The organism is Robertkochia sediminum (assembly GCF_016786255.1).
Taxonomy (GTDB): Bacteria; Bacteroidota; Bacteroidia; order Flavobacteriales; family Flavobacteriaceae; genus Robertkochia; species Robertkochia sediminum.
Genome location: NZ_JADMKT010000045.1, coordinates 1 through 3,045, shown reverse-complemented (window position 1 = coordinate 3,045; position 3,045 = coordinate 1). Strand labels below are relative to the sequence as shown.

Here is a 3,045-nt window from a genome sequence, read left to right as displayed (position 1 = left end):
CCACCGGAGGACTGGCGTACATAAGCCTACGGGTTATTAGTACTACTCGGCTATGACATTACTGCCTTTACACCTGTAGCCTATCAACGTGATCGTCTCTCACGACCCTTTAAAGAAATCTCATCTTGTGGCGGGTTTCGCGCTTATATGCTTTCAGCGCTTATCCCTTCCCAACATAGCTACGCTGCAATGCCCTTGGCAGAACAACAGCTACACCAGAGGTTGGTCCAACTCGGTCCTCTCGTACTAGAGTCAGGTCCACTCAAATTTCTAACGCCCACAGTAGATAGAGACCGAACTGTCTCACGACGTTCTGAACCCAGCTCGCGTGCCACTTTAATGGGCGAACAGCCCAACCCTTGGGACCTTCTCCAGCCCCAGGATGTGACGAGCCGACATCGAGGTGCCAAACCCCCCCGTCGATGTGAGCTCTTGGGGGAGATCAGCCTGTTATCCCCGGCGTACCTTTTATCCTTTGAGCGATGGCCCTTCCATACGGAACCACCGGATCACTATGCTCTACTTTCGTACCTGATCGACTTGTAGGTCTCTCAGTCAAGCTCCCTTATGCCATTGCACTCTACGCACGGTTACCAAGCGTGCTGAGGGAACCTTTAGAAGCCTCCGTTACTCTTTTGGAGGCGACCACCCCAGTCAAACTACCCACCACGCACTGTCCTTCTATTCAGAAGTTAGGCTTCAGATAAGTAAAGGGTGGTATTTCAACAATGACTCCACAACACCTGGCGATGCCGCTTCAAAGTCTCCCACCTATCCTACACATCACTTATCCAAAGTCAATACGAAGCTATAGTAAAGGTGCACGGGGTCTTTTCGTCCCACTGCGGGTAATCGGCATCTTCACCGATACTACAATTTCACCGAGCTCATGGCCGAGACAGTGTCCAGATCGTTACACCATTCGTGCAGGTCGGAACTTACCCGACAAGGAATTTCGCTACCTTAGGACCGTTATAGTTACGGCCGCCGTTTACTGGGGCTTCAGTTCAATGCGTCGCCGAAGCTAACATCTCCCCTTAACCTTCCAGCACCGGGCAGGTGTCAGGCCCTATACATCATCTTTCGATTTAGCAGAGCCCTGTGTTTTTGATAAACAGTCGCCTGGACCTTTTCACTGCGGCCTATCTTGCGATAGGCGACCTTTCTCCCGAAGTTACAGGTCTATTTTGCCTAGTTCCTTAGCCATGAATCTCTCGAGCGCCTTAGAATACTCATCCCAACCACCTGTGTCGGTTTACGGTACAGGCTGCATAACTCGCTTTTCTTGGAAGTCGATTCGCTGGATTATCACCGCAGCCGGAGCCTTAGTGTACTATCGGGGTGTTACCACTCCCTTCAACGTGCTATTCCGTCAGCACGCACCAACTATTCGCCTCCGTCACTTTTAATGTTATGCAGGTACAGGAATATTAACCTGTTGTCCATCCACTACCCCCTTCGGGTTCGCGTTAGGCCCTGACTAACCCTCAGCTGATTAGCATAGCTGAGGAAACCTTGGTTTTTCGGCGTGCGGGTTTCTCGCCCGCATTATCGTTACTTATGCCTACATTTTCTTTTCTATACGCTCCAGCAAACCTCGCAGTTCACCTTCAACGCCCATAGAATGCTCCCCTACCACTTTTATAAAGTCCATAGCTTCGGTGGTATACTTATGCCCGATTATTATCCATGCTCGATCGCTCGACTAGTGAGCTGTTACGCACTCTTTAAATGAATGGCTGCTTCCAAGCCAACATCCTAGCTGTCTAAGCAATCAAACCGCGTTTTTTCAACTTAGTATACACTTGGGGACCTTAGCTGATGGTCCGGGTTCTTTCCCTCTCGGACATGGACCTTAGCACCCATGCCCTCACTGCTGATCACCATTTTATAGCATTCGGAGTTTGTCAGGAATTGGTAGGCGGTGAAGCCCCCGCATCCAATCAGTAGCTCTACCTCTATAAAACTTGATCAACGCTGCACCTAAATGCATTTCGGGGAGTACGAGCTATTTCCGAGTTTGATTGGCCTTTCACCCCTACCCACAGGTCATCCGAAGACTTTTCAACGTCAACCGGTTCGGGCCTCCACTATGTGTTACCACAGCTTCACCCTGCCCATGGGTAGATCACACGGTTTCGCGTCTACCACTACTAACTATAGCGCCCTATTCAGACTCGCTTTCGCTACGGCTCCGTGACTGAATCACTTAACCTCGCTAGCAACGGTAACTCGTAGGCTCATTATGCAAAAGGCACGCCGTCACCCCAACGGGGCTCCGACCGCTTGTAAGCGTATGGTTTCAGGTTCTATTTCACTCCCTTATTCAGGGTACTTTTCACCTTTCCCTCACGGTACTGGTTCACTATCGGTCTCTCAGGAGTATTTAGCCTTGGCGGATGGTCCCGCCAGTTTCACACAAGGTTTCACGTGCCCCGCGCTACTCAGGATACCACTACAAATAACCTCTCTTACTCGTACGGGACTATCACCCTCTATGGTCACGCTTTCCAACGTGTTCTGATTCAATTGGCATTCGATGTTGTGGTCCTACAACCCCAGTATTGCCGTAACAACACTGGTTTGGGCTCTTCCGAGTTCGCTCGCCACTACTATCGGAATCACTATTGTTTTCTTCTCCTCCGCCTACTTAGATGTTTCAGTTCAGCGGGTTCGCTCCTATTACTAGGTGACATGTCTTCAACATGCCGGGTTGCCCCATTCGGAAATCTGCGGATCAAAGTGTATGTGCCACTTCCCGCAGCTTATCGCAGCTTATCACGTCCTTCTTCGCCTCTGAGAGCCTAGGCATCCCCCATACGCCCTTATTTAGCTTATTGTACTTTTTGCTCTTTAATATCATAAATAACAAGCCGTAATGATTCGTGCAAATCATTACAACTAAATAAGATTCAAAAATTTTTACTTTTTACATGTTACAGTTATTACTAACCATAACAAGCTTCTCGTATCTCTTTATCTCAATATGTCAATGAACGTTTCGGCTTCATCGCAAATCAACACCCTTTTGTGTAGCGGGCTTGA

1 rRNA gene is annotated in these 3,045 nt (G+C 49.1%); it reads right to left on the bottom strand.

The window, feature by feature from the left end:
• Window positions 1-16 precede the first annotated feature (16 nt).
• Window positions 17-2,840: ribosomal RNA gene (locus IS446_RS00185) — 23S ribosomal RNA — on the bottom strand.
• Window positions 2,841-3,045 lie beyond the last annotated feature (205 nt).